Origin of the sequence: Streptomyces sp. NPDC051243, from assembly GCF_044455405.1 — a bacterium.
Taxonomy (GTDB): domain Bacteria; phylum Actinomycetota; class Actinomycetes; order Streptomycetales; family Streptomycetaceae; genus Streptomyces.
Genome location: NZ_JBITES010000003.1, coordinates 541951 through 557094 on the forward strand (window position 1 = coordinate 541951; position 15144 = coordinate 557094).

Below are 15144 nucleotides of genomic sequence, written 5' to 3' on the forward strand. Positions count from 1 at the left end.
GTGACGCTGCAACCCCCGATGATGGTGCGCGGGGCCGACCACTCAGCCCGCGCGATGCGCCTGATGGTCCGCGACCTTGCTCGCGGCCGGCAGGGCGTCGCCGGGAGCGACGACCTGAAGGTCCGGCCGCTGGAGACCCCCGGCCCCGGTGTTCGGGTCGGCGACGGCTCTGCTCTGATCCACGGTGCCCGGCCGTGGCAAGGGGCCTACACCCAGTCCAACATTGGCGACACCGTGGTCGACGTGCCGCCGACCGGGCCGGTGGCCCGCACCGACCTGCTCGTGCTGCGCATCGAGGACCCGGAGTTCGAAGGCGACCGCGACCCGCGCCGCGAGGAGATCGGCTACTTCCATCTCATCCAGGGCATCGGCTCGCAGGACACCACCGCGCTGCGGGAGATGACGGCGATCCCGCTGGCTCGCATCACCATCCCTCGGAACACCGCGACGATCACCGCCGGGATGATTACCGATCTGCGTCGGCTGGCCAACCCGCGCACCGAGCGCACTCTGCGCACCGTGCACCCGACCACGACGGAGGAGGTGCCGGGCAAGTATGGCCAGTGGGCGGCCTGGCCCAAGGAGGCCGCCTGGGATGTGGACGTCCCAGCTTGGGCGACGACGGCCACCGTCGTCGTCGCCCTCTCTGGCCTGCGTGCCGGGGCAGGCTCCGTATACGCCGAGCTGCGCACCCGGCTCGGGGAGCGCGCCGCGAAGCCGACCGTCGTAGACGACGACGGCACCACCACACGCCGCTCCTCCGTGACCCTGGCCGACACGCTCGCCGTGCCGCCCACTTACCGGGGCACCCGCCAGCACCTGGCCGTCGAGATCAACCAGAACGACAAGTACGGCGACGGCGACCTGACCGTGGCCAAGGGCACGACGATCACGCTCGACGTCGCGTTCACGGAAGGGCCTGCGTGACGATGGCCGACTACCGCTACATCATCGCGCGGGCCGCGACCGGCGACGTTCTGCACTGGAACCTGCCGCTGAGCGAGGTCGAATACGGCCCGGAGATATCCGGGCCCGGCTCACTGAAGGCGACCTTGCCGACTGCGTTCCGCCGCTCCCTCGGTGACGCCCTCGACGCCGGCGACACCGTGCTCCTCGTCGAGCGCAACGCCCGCCTCGACTGGGGCGGGCTGCTGTGGCGCGCCGAACCAGAGGGCAACACCCTGCCCGTCGAAGCCTCCGGGTTCACGAGCTACCTCCACCGCCGCTTCGACCTGCACGGAAACCTCGACGGCCGTGGCCCGTACATCGCAACGGACCCCTGCGACGTGATCCGCGATGTGTGGGCATACGCCCAGGCGCAGCCGGACGGAGACCTCGGCGTGGTCGTGGACGACACGAAGTCGAAGGCGAAGACCGGCACCGCGAAGGACCCGTACACCACCTCCAAGACCGACCCGCGCAACCTCGGCGAGATCGTGGACGAGATGGCCGAGATCGATGACGGCCTGGAGTGGTCGGAGACCGTGGCATGGCGCGGGCGCCGCGCCGAGCGCCGCATCATCCTCGGTGCGCCGCGCCTTGGCCGACGCCGCGAGGACCTGACGTTCACCACCGGCGCCAACGTGGTCGGCACCCCGCACGTCATCAAGGACGCCGACTCCTATGCCCAGTGGGTCATCGGGCTCGGCGCGGGCGAAGGCAAGAAGCGCAAGGTCGTCGTGGACGGCGTACGCAACGGCCGCCTGCGCCTGGAACACCGGCTGGAGACGAGCGAGAAGGACGAGGCGAAGCTGAAGCAGCGGGCCCACCGCGAACGGCTGGCCCGCCAGGTCCTGCCCTCGCTGACCGAGCTGGAGATCATCGACCACCCGGCGGCCCCGATCCACGCGTTGCGCATCGGGGACGACGTCCGGATCCGCCTGTTCGAGCCGCACACCGAGTACGACGGCTGGTGCCGGATCGTCGGCTGGACGGTGCGGCCCGGCGAGGGCGAGACGGCCGAGCGCGTGACGTTGAAGCTGGAGCGCACCAACAAGCCCGAGGATGAGACGGGCGAAGGAGAGGAGCGGTAGGTGCCGGACACGATCGCCGACCTCGGCCGCCGACTGGCCAAGCTGGAGAAGCGGGTCGTCACCCTGGAGCGCGCCCGCCGCGCGCCGTACCCGGAGTGGCGCAACCTTCCGCTGACCGGCGACACCACCGTCCCTGACGAGGAGCAGCCGCCGCAGTTCCGCGCCAACCCCTGGGACACGACCGAATTCTGCGGCCGTATCGGACTGGCGGGCGGCCGGGCCGCCGACGAGCAACTGGTCGCGCTGCTGCCCGAGGGGTACTGGCCGGAAGCGCCGCGCACGGTCGATGTCGCCTCCGACGCGGCGCGCCGCAGCCTCCAGCTCGACATCGACCCGAAGGGCATGATGCGGCTGCGCGTCCAGGACGGCGGCAGCGTCCGCGCGTCCTGGATCAGCCTCGACAGCACATCGTTCCGGACCGACCGCGCCGACACCTGACCGGCTGCGCACCCCGGCCACCGGCCGGTGTGCGCCGGTAGCATGACGCCTGGGTGACCCTCCACCCGCTTCGCACTCCCGAGGGACCGGACCGCCGCGGCGGCCACGGCCGACTGCCATCCGGCGCAGGGGAGAAGGACGAAGCGCGTGGCTACACCGCTGAGCGCGGACAGGTTCCTGTCCGTGCTGAAGGGCGCCGGGCTCGGCGTGGTCGAGCACGGCAAATGGCGCACCCACAACCGGAACACCCACGGCAACTGGGGCCCCGCGAACGGGGTCATGATCCACCACACCGGGCCGTACAGCTCCGAGAAGGACATGGTGGAGCTGTGCCGCGTCGGCTACCAGGATCTCCCAGGACCCCTGTGCCATGGCGTCATCGACCGGTCCGGGACGATCCACCTGGTCGGCTACGGCCGGACCAACCACGCCGGCATGGGGGACACCGACGTCCTGCTCGCGGTCATCGCGGAGAAGACGGACCTCCCGCGCGACAACGAAGCGGATACCGACGGCAACCGGCACTTTTACGGTTTCGAGTGCATCTATACCGGGAGTCAGCCGTGGCCAGCGGCTCAGCTCGACGCGATGGCGCGGGCGGCGGCGGCCATCTGCCGTGCGCACGGCTGGAACGAGCACTCCGTCATCGGCCACAAGGAGTGGCAGCCGGGGAAGCCTGACCCGGGCGGCATCGACATGGACGACTTCCGCGCCCGGGTCGCCCGGCACCTCAAGGACGGCGGTAAGCCGAAGCCCGACCCGAGGCCCAAGCCCAAGCCGGGCCCGAAGCCGAAGCCGACACCGAAGTACGCGGCGTACCCGGGCAAGCAGTTCTTCCGCGAGGGCCGTTCCTCCCCGGTGATCGCCGCGATGGCGAAGCGGCTGATTGCCGAGGGCTGCGACTCCTACGACACGCCGCCCGGCCCGGTGTGGAACGCCGCGCACCGCCGCTCGTATGCGGCCTACCAGATCAAGCGCGGCCACCACGGCGCCGACGCCGACGGCATTCCCGGCCCGCAGACCTGGGCGGACCTCCGCGTCCCGCACCAGGCCGGTGCCGCCGACCCGACCCCCACCACCCCGAACCAGGAGCACGACCCGATGCCGCAGGCCCTTGCCGATGTCGCCGAGCGCACCGTTGCCACCTACCTCCAGTCGCTGCTGGGCCTGATGGCAGCCTCCAGCACGACGGACATGGTGTCGCTGTCGGCGTGGCAGGCCGCCGCGGTCTCCGCGATACCGGCCGCGCTCAGCGCGTTGAAGTCCACCCTCGGCACCGTCCTGGGCAGGCCCGGAACGGCCTCGTGGCTGCCGATGAAGCGCGACCCGGCCACGCCCCAGCACTGACCACCGGGCAGCGATAGGAAGGAGGAGATCGTGCCCGAAGGACAGGTCGCGCTCGCCCTGGCGGAGCTGCGCCAGGCGCTGGAGGTCGGATTCGCTCGCATCGACGGACAGTTGGCGCTGCTCGTCCAGCGCAGCGACCAAACGGACAAGGCCCTGGAGGACCTGGAGGAAAGGGTGAGCGCGCTGGAGAAGACCAGGTGGCCGCTGCCGACTGTCGCCGTACTGGCCAGCATCACCGCGGTAGTGCTCACGGTCTTCAGCCTGGCCCGCGGCTAAGAGAACACCCTGCCGCCAAGCAGGGGCTCACCGACGAAATGCGGTCCGTCAGTGACGGAACTCCTGCCCTGATCGTTTCCCGCGATGGTCTTGATCGTTTCCTGACCTCTCGCAGTAAAGGTTGATCGATTCTCAGCGAAGGCTGGTGACCGGCACCCTTTCTCACCGATGGTTAAGCGCGCAGGTCAGAGCGTTGCGTGGAACGACGGGAGGGGTCAGTGTTGCCCGCTCCCACCGCGCGCGGTTGTGTTGCGAGCACCCGCTCAGGGGGCTTCGCGCGTACGCGGGTGAGCAGGTCGGCGTGAGGTACCGGGACGACGGAGTGGTGGCGGTGGCCGTGGGCCCGGAGTGGTACGCGAGTGTCAGGGTCCGGAACTGGCGACCTCGCGTAAGGGGAAGTCGCGTATTCCCCGGCTGTTGAGGGCTTGTGGTCACCGTGAATGGTCGCCTGGGGCATAGTGCCGCCAGGTTCCTCCGGCCCTTTCGGCGAGGCGGGCGGTGGTGTCGTCGTGGTAGCCGAGCATCCGGGCGACTACCGGAGTTGGGGCCCGGAGGACGAGGTGGCGAATCGCTGCAGTGCGTCTGTGGAGTGGGCATTTCACCAGGTAGCCTCGGGCTTCTGATCGAGGTGCTATCGCCTGTCGGTATCGCGCGTGAAGATGGTCCAGTGCCAGGAGTCCCCGTGGTAGTCGGTGTCGAACTCGTTCACCTCGATCCATCCTGCCTTCCATTGCCCTTGCCCGTGATACTTCGCCCGGCATGAGCACTGGCAGTCGGGGCCTGCTGCGTGACGGCAGGCCCCGTTGCACTTCTCGATCGGGTTGAACTCACGCCCGAGCATGATCACCTGGTTATAGCGCAGCAGGTGCCGAGCCAGCTCGAGGAAGTGACGGGTAGGCACACTCCAGCAGCCCCGCTTCTCGTTCCACCCGAGGCCGTGTGTGCTCGGCAGGAAGCGGCCGATGAAGCGCCGCTGTTCCCCTCGGGTCTTGCCCGGGAGCCACACATCCGCCGGGCCCGAGCCGGGAAGCATGACGGCCACGTAGCGGCGACCTTCGTGCATGGGGAGCAATTCCGGCGCTGGAACTGGGTCGTCGTCATAGGGGTTCATGGCGCGGCGGGCAGCGTCGTGGGTGGCCCGAAGCTGCTGGCGGCGGCGGTTGGCCTTCCCCGCCCGGTCGAGCTGGTAGTGCTCGAGCTCTTCGCCTCTCAGCCAGCGGACATGGGTGGACTCGCGGTAGGACGCAGGACACAGGGAAGAAGAGAAATCCTCTCTCCAATGCGGGATGATGATCCCGCTCCGGAGTTCGACGATCTGGCGGCAGTAACCGCATATGGGTGCGGTATTCAAGATGCCCGACCTTCCGGCACGGCGGAAGTGGACAGCCACCCCCTACTGCCACCCAGATATACCAACGCGGAGTCCGGCGTGAAAGATCTACCCCCATCGCGTTTCGGCGCGGGGAGCGATGGCCGCGCTCGACGGTTCCGGCAGAGCACAGTTGTCGGATAATGGCCATGTAGGAGAGCAGAACTGACGACCTCGCACCGTGGCGCAGTCGCAGAACGGCCGCACCGACTCCTGGTAACCGCGCGGCGTCGAGCGCACACAGCCACGGACCGCACGCAGGTCGCCAAACCACTCGTCCGCCAGCGGCGAGGACCAGGTCCACGGAAAGGCGTCCGCGTGCGCGGCGAACGCCCGCACCTTTCGCTCCCGGCCATTGATGGTCGACAGCGCAAGGTTCCGAGCCAGCTGCTGGTTGCGCCAGCCGTCCAGCATCGCCTCGAAGACCTGCTCCTCCGACCGCAGCAATCCGTCAGCGGTTTTGTCCGACAGCCCGCATAGCGTGAGGGCGCACTTGTTCCTGCGGCCTGGGGGTCATGATGGATAAGACAAGCCTGCTCGTCACCGACCTGGAGGTGGACACCGCGCTCGCAAACCCGGCGGTCCCGGCCGCCATCCGCGCGGTGTGGCAACTGCTCTGGGAGTCGGAGGTCCGGCTGGACGAGGTCCTGGCGTTCAACGTGCCGGACGCGGAGCTGAATGACCGTCTGGTCGTCATCCGGCACACGAAGGAAGTCGGCGTCTACGAGGCCGGGATCACCGTGTCGGCGGCCAACGCGCTGCGCGAGCTGATCGGAGCACGCACGGACGGACCGCTGTTCACTCTGGGAGGGCGGCGGCTGACCAAGGCCGAGGTGGCGACCGCCTTCCGCGAGGCGACCGGCGGGCGAACCATCCATGCCCTGCGGTTCACGCGCCAGCGAAAGGAGCGGGGCTCGACCCGGCTCAGCTCCACCACCGACCATCCCGAGGGCAAGACCGCGTAGAGCGCGCGGCAACGCACACGGCCCCCGCCGAAGCGGGGGCCGATTGGCCTCTTGGAGAAAAGACCGCCGCCACCATAGCAGCGACCGCCGCGCACGCCGGCGTGCCCATACGGCTACGCTGCCCTCTGCATTCAGGGCAGACACCGGAGGACGGGGATGAGTCGGCGCAAGCCGTATCTGGTCGGGCACCAGGAGTTCGCCGCGCTGTACCGCGTCGATCCGAAGCAGGTCGCGCAGTGGCTGTCGCCGAGTCGCGGCAGCGTGCTGGATCCGGAGACCGCCATCATCGTCAGTGGGGTGCGGTATTGGCCGCTCGGCTTCGCGGCCGGGTGGGGAGCGACCACCGCGCGGTTCCGCCAGGTCGACTTGGACGCGAAGGCGCGGATCATCGCGGAGCAGGGCGAGGGCTGGGAGCCGGACCTGGGGGATGAGCTGCCGCCGATCGTCGGCCAGCAGGAAATCATCGAGCTGTTCCACCTGCCCGCGCAGGGCAACCTGGCGACGACCATCGCGACAGGGCGGTTCCCGGAGCACGACTGGCTGCTGTCCGGGTCGATGCTCTGGATGCTGGACACCGTCCTCGACGCCGTCCCGAACCTCCGCGAGAGCGCGCGGAGCCTGCCCTGGGACGTGGATGAGGCAGTCGTCGCCGCCCTGCGCGACGGCACCTACGACGGGCCCGGCAGTCGCGTACTGACCCGAGGCCGCCACGCCCGAAAGCCCCTCTGACCTGCGCAAACGCTGTACCTAGCCTCGAATTGCACATAAGATATAAGTAATCCCCGTTACGGGGTTCCGCAGTTCACCAAGGAGGCAGCAGTGCAGTTCATCGCCACACCGGGCGGCGGCGAGATCGCAATCATGGATGCCCGTGAGGCCCTGGTCGTCGAAGGGGCCCTCTCGCTCTACGTCCTCAAGCACCCCGAGTCCAACGTCGCCATCGACGCCCTGCGGGCCGCAGCGGCGGCCAACGAGGCTCGCGAAGCGCGCATGGAGGAGGCGGCCGAGCGAGCCTCCGCCTGACCTCGGGCTGAGTATGTGAAGACGCGCCTTTAGCCGGTGGGGTTGATCATCTGTCCGCCGACCCGCAAGATAGGTGACATTCTTGAAAGAAGTCATCAGGGGGTGGGTATGGCAGCCGTCCAGGACGAGATACCGGGACTGGTCATCCACACCGTGAGGCAGCCGGACGGCCAGCCGGCTTCGATCCAGGCCCAGTTCGAGACATTCCACGAGCTCAACCCCTGGGTGCTGCGCGCGTTGGAGGCCCTGACTGCCGACTACCTGAAGCGCGGCGCGAGCCGTGTCGGCATCGGGATGCTCTTCGAGGTCCTGCGCTGGCGCTACGTCACGGCGACCGAGGGCGACGAGTTCCGCCTCAACAACAACTTCCGCAGCCGGTACGTCCGGCTTCTCATCGAGCGCCACCCCGAGTGGGCGGGCGCGTTCGAGGTCCGCGCCTTGCGGACCGACTGAACCAGTTCTCTTGGAGACGAACGACCCATGAATCAACCGACCGAGCAGCAGGGCGACGACGCTCCGTCCAGCGGCCCGCCCCCGACCGCCACCGAGGTGCTGCCCGAACGCAGCGTGTCCCAGAGCGCCGTTGTGCTGCGCGCCGACCAAGTGGAGTTCGACGCGCGGCAGGTGGCCGCCCTGTCGCTGATCAGCCCGGGACTCGCCCAGGCGCCGCGTGCCCAGTTGGCCTTGTTCTTCCACTTCTGCGTGCGGTCCGGCCTCGACCCGTTCGCGCGGCAGATCTACATGATCGGCCGCACCAACTGGAAGGCCGCCGACAACCCCGACGAGCCGGAGAAGACCTGGACCATCCAGACCGGCATCGACGGCTTCCGCACGGTCGCCCACCGCGCGGCTATCAAGGCCGGGGAGTCCATCTCGTACGAGGACACCGTCTACTACGACTCCGAGGGCAACGCCCACGAGGTCTGGCTGTCGAAGGCGTACCCGGCCGCGGTCAAGGTCACCGTCCTGCGCGGCAACGCCAGGTTCCCGTTCATCGCCCGCTGGGACGAGTTCGCCCCGACGTACTACGACCGCAAGCAGGGCGCGTACGTCGTGGCGAAGATGTGGCAGCAGATGCCCGCCCACATGCTCCGCAAGTGCGCCGAGGCCGGCGCGCTGCGCATGGCCGCACCGCAGGACCTGTCCGGCGTTTACGTGGACGAGGAGATGGCGCGGGCCGACGCCGAAGCCGTCGTCCGCGAGGCGGAAGAGGCGACCCGACGTCTGCGCGAGGCCGCCGGGCTCGAAGCGGCGACCGAGAAGGGCGGCGACGCGAAGGACGAGTCCGCCGAGGACTCCCAGGCCGTGGGCCAGGACGAGAGCACGGACAAGCCCGCGCCGAAGAAGCGGGCGCGTGCCGCGAAGAAGGCCACCCCGGAGACCACGCCGGACACCGCCGCGGAGTCCGACGAGGCCCCGGCCCCGGCGAAGCGCACCCCGCGTAAGCGCCCCGCCGCGCCCCGCCGCGCCTCCTGACCCCTGACGACACCGGGTGCCGCCCGCTGTGGGCGGGCGGCACCCCATCCTCTTGGAGAACACCGTGACCACTATGGCCATCGCGCCGGAGCGGCCCGTCAGCCTGTGGCCCGCCGCTCACGCGGCGGACGCACGCCGCCCCCGCTCCCAACAGACCAAGCTCGGTGCCAGCGACACCGTGTGCGCCCGCCGGGCCGGATACCTCCTGCACGGCCGCACCCCGACTGACGTCGGCGAGAAGCGCAAGGCGATCCTTGGGACCTGGCTGCACGCCGGGATACTCGACGCCGCCCGCGAGGAGTACGGCTGGCTCGTCGAGCGCCGCGTCGAGGACGACACCGTCCGGGGCCACATCGACGCCGTCCAGCTCGACAGCACCACCGCCGCCCGGCTCCCGAAGCGGCTGCGTCCCACGCTCCCGGCCGAAGAGACGACCGTCGAGGACGTGAAGACCAAGAGCACGTACCAGTGGGACAGCGTCCTGCGGTACGGCGCGAGCGAGGCCGAGCTGCGGCAGGTGTACCTGTACGCCGATCTGCTCGGCACGGAAGGCTTCGCCAGCGTCCGGGGCCAGCGGCAGCTTGCCCACCTCGGGCCGGTGCCGGTCGCTCGCATCCGCTTCCGGTTCATCAACCGCGACTCGGGTGACGACCACGTTCAGGAGATCGCTTACGAGGCCGACCGCGCCCGCCGTGCCCGCTGGTGGGTTCAGCAGGTGCGGGCCGCCGCCTCCCCGGAGGAGCTGCCGCGCACCTTCCAGGGGCCGGGCATCTCCGCGATCTGCGACCACTGCCCGTTCCGCACCGCGTGCTGGGGCCCGCTCGTCTCCGGGCGCTCCCCGCAGAGCCAGCTCATCCACGACGACGAGGAACGCGCGAAGGCGCTTGCCGAGTACGCCGAGGTCTCCGAGCAGATCAAGCCGCTCAAGGACAGGCAGAAGTTCCTGCGCGCCCAGCTCGAAGGTTCCGAACCTGGCGTCTACGGCGACAACGTCCTGAAGTGGAGCGGCGGAAACCCGACCAAGGTCGATGACGTCGAGGCGATAGTCGCGCTGTACCGCCGCGCAGGGCTGAAGGTACCGATGGTGCCCGACGCGGCGTCGATGAAGGCGACGCTGAAGGAGGTGGGCATCCCCGTGCCCACGCGCCTCGACCACGACCGGCGGACCGCAGTGAGCATCAACGTCACCGCGCGCCAAAAGCCCTGATCGCGCCACTCGGCGGGGCGGAGCTGGCATGCTCCGCCCCCGCCCTGGCGCGGCAGGAACCGGACGGAACACGGAGAGGTGCCGGTGAGCATCCAACTGATGGTGGTGGCCGCCTACCTGCCGAAGGAGGTGATCAACACGACGCAGAAGTTGGTCCTCATGAAGATCGCGGACTCGGCCGACGACCAGACCAGGCTGGCCCGGCCGGGCCTGGAGCGGATGATGGCCTGGGCCGGCGTAGGGGAGAAGCAGGTCATCACGGTGGTGACGCAGCTCGTCGGACTCGGCCTGGTCGAGCGGGTCACGGTCGGACGTGTCGGCCGTCGCGCCGAGTACCGGGTGTTCCCGCACGGCGTGCCGCCCATCCCGTCGACGGAGGAGCTGATCGAGCGGCGCCGAGCGGCGCAGCGTGCCCCGACCAACCCCCGGCTGGCCCGCAAGACCGCGCGCCGCAAGCCGTCGTCGGCGGCCCGGACCCAACAGGACGTCGCCGCACGGGAAGAGGCACGAGCCGCCGTCGAGGCCGCTTCGGAGCCAGGGTTGCCCCAGGGGAACCCTGATGATGCTCCGAGCAGGGTTGCCTCAGGGGAACCCAGTGGGTTGCCCTCGGGAAACCGGGCGGGTTCCCCTGGGGAAACCCCTTCTCTTCCTCCTTCTTCCTCTTCTCTTCCTAACCCCCCTCCCCCCACGGCTGACGCCGCAGGGAAGCCGGAGGCGGAGCGCGGAGAGCCACAGCGGGCGGGCTGCCCGAAGCACGCCGAGCCGGTGGGGAACTGCCGTGGGTGCGGGACGAACCCGCGTGCCGGGCGGGAGCAGGCGCGGCGCGAAGCGGTCGACCGCGAGCACCGCGAGCAGCAGGACTGGCTACGGCAGTTCTTTGCCGAGCAGGAGCGGCGCGTTGCGGAGACGGACCCACAAGCCCTGGAGATGGCCCGCCAACGAGTGCGAGAGCTGGCCCGAATGGGGCGCGAGAAGGGTGCCAACGCCAGGCAGAGACAGGGGCGTTCACAAGATCGGCAACATTGACGCCTTGGTGTACGCCATTAAGATATAAGTAGGAGTTCGGAACTGGCCGAACTCACCGACCCCTTGGAGACCATCTTGACCGACACGCTCACACCGGCCCCCGACGCCTACGTCGTGGTCGCCGAAGTGATCCACGGCGCGCCGATCGCACCGCGCCTCGGCGACCACCTCTACTGCTCGGCCGAGTGTGCCGAACGCGGCGTCCGCGAGCTCGTCAGCGACCTGAGCAGGGAGGAGGGCGGCAGCGGCTTCGTCCTGCCCCACGAGGGGCGCGCGATCGGCTGCGTCGTCACCCGCGGCGGCCGGATGTGGTCGGTGCAGATCCTCGCCCGGAGCGAACTGCCCACCGTCTGACATCCACTTCACCTGAGATAGATGACATTTTTCATCGGCGGGCGTGCTTTCTGTGCGCCCGCCGTGCACACCCTCTTGGAGACCAGCACATGACCACCACCATCGCGGCTCTGCCCGACCACACCGGCACCACCGACCCACTGTGGCGCCGGCTCTTCCACAGCTACGGCCACGTCATCACCCCGCTGCGCTACGCGGGCTGGGTCACCGACATCGAGACCGCCGGAGGAGGCGAGTTCTTCGTCCGCGCCGACCTGCGGGACGGCACGGAGCTGATCATCGCCTCCGAGCACAGCCTGCCCGCCGACCCTGCCGAGGTGAACGGCTGGACGGCCGTCCGCCAGGACGTGGAGAACGCCGACAGGCACACCGTCCTGTACGACTCCACCCCCAACGGCCCTCAGCGCCACCACAGCAACAGCCTCATCCCGCTGCTGGCCCGCATCGACGCCCTCGACGTTCCCCGCCGCGCGCCCCGGCTGATCGTCTCGGCCACGCACACCGCACCGTACGGAGCGAGCCACAACCAGACCGCCGGGATCGAGGGCGCGGCCACCGCCATCGCCCGCTTCTCGGAGTGGTCCCAGCGGCTCACGGACTACGAGGGCTACCGCCGCGTCTGGCAGCGGCCACAGGCGGACGGCTACCCGCTGGCGCTGTTCGAGTGCGCCGGACACATCACGACCGTCCGCGTCACCCGCAGCGATGACTGACCGGCCGCGCCGCGCACCGCGCCCCACCGGGGGCGCGGACCGGTGATCTGGCTGCTGATCGTGTGCGCCCTCGGCCTGCTGGGGTTCACCGCCCTCGGCGTCGAGGACAGCCGCCACCACCGCGCGTTACGCGCCTCCGACGAGTCCTGACTACGGCCGCCCAGCCCAGCCGGGCCGGGCGGCCCCACCTCTTGGAGACCTAAGACCGTGCCCCGATCCATCCACCTGCTCTGCGGAGCGGGCGGAGATGCCACCGGCCTGTTGGAAGCCGGTTTCGACCCCATCCTCGGCATCAACCACTGGCAGACCGCCGTCGACACGTTCGGGCTCAACCACCCGAATGCGGCGGCGCGCTGCGCCGACATCCAGAACTACCCCATGCGCTGGCTCCCGAAGGCCCTCGTGCTGTGGGCCAGCGTCATCTGCACCGAGGTCAGCCCCGCCGGCGGGAAGAAGCGGCCCGACCCGGCGCAGGACGCACTGTTCGAGGAAGAGGAGCAGTGGCGCGAACTGCCCCCGGAAGCCTTCGAGATGACGCGGGTGACCGCCTGGTGCGTGCTGCGCGCCGCCGAGGCGAAGCGGTTCCCGTGCGTCGTCGTGGAGAACGTCGTCGAGTTCATCACCGACTGGCTGCTGTTCCCCGAGTGGATCCGCGCCATGAAGAAGCTCGGCTACCGCGTCCAGATCGTCTCCGTGTCCTCCGCGCACATCGGGTCGGAGACCAATCCGTACGCCCCGCAGTGGCGCGACCGCGTGTACCTGGTCTTCACCCTCACCGGGATCCGCCGCCCCGACCTCGCCCCCCGTCCACTGGCGTACTGCTTCGAGTGCGGGCGGGACGTCAAGGCGCGCCAGAGCTGGCGCGACCCGCGGGTGAAGGTCGGCAAGTACCAGCAGCAGTACGACTACCGCTGCCCGAACAGCCGCTGTGGCCACGCGCTGGTGGAGCCGTACGTCCGGCCCGCCTCCGACGTGATCATGTGGGACGACATCGGCCAGCGCATCGGAGACCGCGTCCGCCCGCTGGTGCCGAACACCATGCGCCGCATCGCGGCCGGACTGGCGAAGTTCCCCTACGAGCCGTCCGTCGTCACCCTCACACACGGCAAGGACGGCACCGACCGCGCGTTCGCCCCGCACACCCGGCCGCTGCCCACCCGCACGGCCAAGCTCGGTGAGGCCCTGCTGGTGCCGGTGGGCGGCTCATGGAACGACACGGCTTCGCCCATCGAGGAGCCCATGCGCACCCGCACCACCCGCGAGAGCGAAGCCCTCGTCACGGTGGACCCGTTCATCGTGGAGTTCCGCAACAACTGCGACGCCGCGCCGATCGACGCCCCGCTGAGCACCATCGCCACGGCCCGCCATCACGGCCTAGTCGTGCCCGACGGCAACGTCCGCACCCGGGCCCGCAACACGTTGGTGATCCCGTACCGCAAGGCCGCGCCGAAGACCGCGGGCGAGCCGCTGCACACCCTGTCGACCCGCGACTCGGCGGCCATTGTGCGGACCGCGCCCGCCATCGAGGACTGCTACTTCCGCATGTTGCAGCCCCGCGAGCAGCTGTCAGCCCAGCGGTTCCCCGAGACGTACGAGGTCGTCGGCACCAAGGCCGCCCAGACCCAGCAGGCCGGCAACGCCGTGTCGGTCAACGTCGCGCGCTGGATCGGCGAACGCCTCAAGCCCGTTCTCGCCTAACCCCCAAGAAGAAAGGACATCACTGCCATGACACCGGCAGCGCACGACCAGTTGACCATTCTCTGCTCGCAGCGCGAGGAACTGGAGGCCGAGCGCCTGCGCATCGAGAAGGCGTACTGCCTCGCGGTGCTCGACCACATCACCGCAAAGATCCGCGCCGCCTGCCCCGAGGCGGTCTACGTGACCTTCGCCTTCTACAGCTCCCGCACCCTTGACCTGCACGGCGTGCTGGGCGCGCAGCCCAGCCCCCTGGGAACCTGCCCCGAGCTGTGGGACAACCGCGACGGGGAGGACGAGCACCCGCTCGACGACATCGCGGACCAGATCGAGTCCGACGTGCAGGCCGCGCTCGCTCCCTACTCCTCTCCGGCGTGGGCGTCCGTCCACCGCAACTCTGCCTCCGACGGCAACTCCTGGTTGTTGGAGTTGCCCCCGGCCGACCGGGCCGCCCGCGTTGTCGAGCTGGTCCGCGAGCACCACCCGGAGGCGACCGCGATCGTCGTGGACGGACGCGCGGCCGGGCGGGTCATCGAGATCTTCGAAGGCGTCGCTGACGACGGCACTCCGGTGCGGATCCCCCGTCCGGGTTGGCCGCCCGCCTGCGACACCGCCCTCGCCGGGCTCATCGCCCAGATGCTCGCCCTCCCTGCCCTGGCCGACCGGCACCTGATGCCGCTGCCCGGTGACTACGCCCACCCGTTCGGCCTCAGCACCAGCGATCAGGTCCGCCTGATGCCGCTGCCGCCGACCGCCTAGCGCACGGGAGGAGGAGCAGATGAGCGGCAACGGGTGGGTCGCCCAGGCCCCCTGCGCCGGGGACGCCCGCTTCACGTCCGAGGAGACGGTGGCCGAAGCCCCGACGGAGCCGCTGGTCCTCTCCCTCCTCGCGGCCTGCCAGGGCTGCCCGTTCCGGTCGCAGTGCATCGACCTGGTCATGCCGAGCACGAGCCTGTTCGACGGCGTGTGCGGCGGGCGGCTCTGGCACAACGGGCAGGTCCTCGCGACCTGCGATGGCGCTCAGCCCGCCGAACTACGCGAGCGCGGCCGACGCCCGATCACCCACGGCACCGAAGCCGGTGCCCGTGCCCACAACCGGCGCGGGGAGCGCGCCTGCTCCCTGTGCCTGGAGGCCGGACGGCTCGCCCAGCAGGCCCGCCGGGCCCGCAAGCGCGCCTCCGGCGCCTGATCACCACCTCTACAACTCCTGCGGAGACACGAC

19 protein-coding genes are annotated in these 15144 nt (G+C 69.9%); 17 read left to right on the forward strand and 2 right to left on the reverse strand.

Features of this window, described 5'->3' with window-relative positions; genetic code table 11:
- From ACIBAG_RS09700 to ACIBAG_RS09720, 5 genes are all read left to right on the forward strand, one after another.
- Nucleotides 1–927 (forward strand): hypothetical protein, encoded by a 927-nt coding sequence (locus ACIBAG_RS09700; RefSeq protein ID WP_399102877.1) that lies wholly within the window; start codon nt 1–3, stop codon nt 925–927.
- Nucleotides 924–2033 carry a hypothetical protein gene (locus ACIBAG_RS09705; RefSeq protein ID WP_399102880.1) on the forward strand — a complete coding sequence of 370 codons (1110 nt, stop codon included), beginning with the start codon at nt 924–926 and terminating at the stop codon, nt 2031–2033. Before ACIBAG_RS09700 ends, ACIBAG_RS09705 begins: the two co-directional genes overlap by 4 nt.
- Entirely contained in the window at nt 2034–2471 is a 438-nt protein-coding gene (locus tag ACIBAG_RS09710) for a hypothetical protein (protein ID WP_399102882.1), read from the forward strand.
- A 147-nt stretch (nt 2472–2618) separates the two neighbouring features.
- Nucleotides 2619–3818 (forward strand): peptidoglycan-binding protein, encoded by a 1200-nt coding sequence (locus tag ACIBAG_RS09715; RefSeq protein WP_399102884.1) that lies wholly within the window; start codon nt 2619–2621, stop codon nt 3816–3818.
- Between the two features lie 30 nt (nt 3819–3848).
- Nucleotides 3849–4094 (forward strand): hypothetical protein, encoded by a 246-nt coding sequence (locus tag ACIBAG_RS09720; protein ID WP_019753491.1) that lies wholly within the window; start codon nt 3849–3851, stop codon nt 4092–4094.
- A 631-nt stretch (nt 4095–4725) separates the two neighbouring features.
- On the opposite strand, the gene ACIBAG_RS09725 is transcribed toward ACIBAG_RS09720, so the two are convergent.
- Together ACIBAG_RS09725 and ACIBAG_RS09730 are read right to left on the reverse strand one after the other, a co-directional pair.
- Nucleotides 4726–5445, reverse strand: a complete 720-nt coding sequence (locus ACIBAG_RS09725) for a hypothetical protein (RefSeq protein ID WP_399102886.1) — start codon at nt 5443–5445, stop codon at nt 4726–4728.
- Nucleotides 5446–5532: 87 nt separating this feature from the next.
- Nucleotides 5533–5910, reverse strand: coding sequence for a hypothetical protein (locus tag ACIBAG_RS09730; RefSeq protein ID WP_399102888.1), 378 nt, complete (start codon nt 5908–5910; stop codon nt 5533–5535).
- Between the two features lie 68 nt (nt 5911–5978).
- Between ACIBAG_RS09730 and ACIBAG_RS09735 the strand changes: the two genes are divergently transcribed.
- From ACIBAG_RS09735 to ACIBAG_RS09790, 12 genes are all read left to right on the forward strand, one after another.
- A complete protein-coding gene (locus ACIBAG_RS09735) occupies nt 5979–6428 on the forward strand; it encodes a hypothetical protein (RefSeq protein WP_399102890.1) in 450 nt (149 codons plus the stop codon).
- Between the two features lie 156 nt (nt 6429–6584).
- The gene (locus ACIBAG_RS09740) at nt 6585–7157 is read left to right on the forward strand and encodes a hypothetical protein (RefSeq protein WP_399102892.1); all 573 of its coding nucleotides are present in this window, start codon (nt 6585–6587) and stop codon (nt 7155–7157) included.
- 90 nt (nt 7158–7247) lie between these two features.
- Nucleotides 7248–7451, forward strand: a complete 204-nt coding sequence (locus tag ACIBAG_RS09745) for a hypothetical protein (RefSeq protein ID WP_399102894.1) — start codon at nt 7248–7250, stop codon at nt 7449–7451.
- A 108-nt stretch (nt 7452–7559) separates the two neighbouring features.
- Nucleotides 7560–7904, forward strand: a complete 345-nt coding sequence (locus tag ACIBAG_RS09750) for a hypothetical protein (protein WP_051814244.1) — start codon at nt 7560–7562, stop codon at nt 7902–7904.
- Nucleotides 7905–7931: 27 nt separating this feature from the next.
- Nucleotides 7932–8927, forward strand: coding sequence for a phage recombination protein Bet (gene bet, locus ACIBAG_RS09755; RefSeq protein ID WP_399102896.1), 996 nt, complete (start codon nt 7932–7934; stop codon nt 8925–8927).
- Nucleotides 8928–9000: 73 nt separating this feature from the next.
- On the forward strand, nt 9001–10134 hold the full coding sequence (locus ACIBAG_RS09760; RefSeq protein WP_399103306.1) for a PD-(D/E)XK nuclease family protein: 1134 nt from the start codon (nt 9001–9003) through the stop codon (nt 10132–10134).
- Nucleotides 10135–10233: 99 nt separating this feature from the next.
- A complete protein-coding gene (locus ACIBAG_RS09765) occupies nt 10234–11160 on the forward strand; it encodes a helix-turn-helix domain-containing protein (protein WP_399102898.1) in 927 nt (308 codons plus the stop codon).
- Nucleotides 11161–11235: 75 nt separating this feature from the next.
- Complete coding sequence (locus ACIBAG_RS09770; protein ID WP_399102901.1) at nt 11236–11514, forward strand: hypothetical protein; 279 nt, start codon at nt 11236–11238, stop codon at nt 11512–11514.
- An 89-nt stretch (nt 11515–11603) separates the two neighbouring features.
- Complete coding sequence (locus tag ACIBAG_RS09775; protein ID WP_389063186.1) at nt 11604–12227, forward strand: hypothetical protein; 624 nt, start codon at nt 11604–11606, stop codon at nt 12225–12227.
- Between the two features lie 207 nt (nt 12228–12434).
- Nucleotides 12435–13925: a DNA cytosine methyltransferase gene (locus ACIBAG_RS09780; protein ID WP_399102905.1), complete on the forward strand. Its 1491-nt coding sequence runs from the start codon at nt 12435–12437 to the stop codon at nt 13923–13925.
- Nucleotides 13926–13952: 27 nt separating this feature from the next.
- Nucleotides 13953–14681 (forward strand): hypothetical protein, encoded by a 729-nt coding sequence (locus ACIBAG_RS09785; protein WP_399102907.1) that lies wholly within the window; start codon nt 13953–13955, stop codon nt 14679–14681.
- Nucleotides 14682–14700: 19 nt separating this feature from the next.
- Nucleotides 14701–15111, forward strand: coding sequence for a hypothetical protein (locus ACIBAG_RS09790; protein ID WP_399102909.1), 411 nt, complete (start codon nt 14701–14703; stop codon nt 15109–15111).
- The last annotated feature ends 33 nt before the right edge of the window (nt 15112–15144 follow it).